The sequence below is a fragment of the Staphylococcus canis genome (assembly GCF_016238445.1).
GTDB classification, from domain to species: Bacteria; Bacillota; Bacilli; order Staphylococcales; family Staphylococcaceae; genus Staphylococcus; species Staphylococcus canis.
Genome location: NZ_JABANU010000072.1, coordinates 1 through 372 on the forward strand (window position 1 = coordinate 1; position 372 = coordinate 372).

The window sequence follows — 372 nt, forward strand, 5'->3', positions numbered from 1 at the left end:
TTACAACTACTGTTGTTCCTGGTTCGCCTGTTCCTGTTACGACTCTGTCTCCTGGTTGTGGATTATTCACTACTGGTGCCTCTGGCGCCACTGTGTCTGTTACTGTTCCTGTTGATGGTGTTGATGTATTACCATTACCATCTTTGTTCACTACAGTCACTGTTTCGCCTTCCTCTAACGTTTCTGTCGCTGGTACATCTACTGTCCAGTTTCCGTTTTCGTCCACTTGGCCAGTCACTTCTTCACCGTTAGGGAATGTCACAACTACTGTTGTTCCTGGTTCACCTGTTCCTGTTACGACTTTGTCTCCTGGTTGTGGATTATTCACTACTGGTGCCTCTGGCGCCACTGTGTCTGTTACTGTTCCTGTTG

The 372-nt window shown here is 47.3% G+C and carries 1 protein-coding gene; it reads right to left on the minus strand.

The annotated features are described in order from the left end of the window. Positions 1–372 (minus strand): Ig-like domain-containing protein (locus HHH54_RS10950; protein ID WP_232796334.1); only part of this gene is annotated, 372 nt, incomplete at both ends.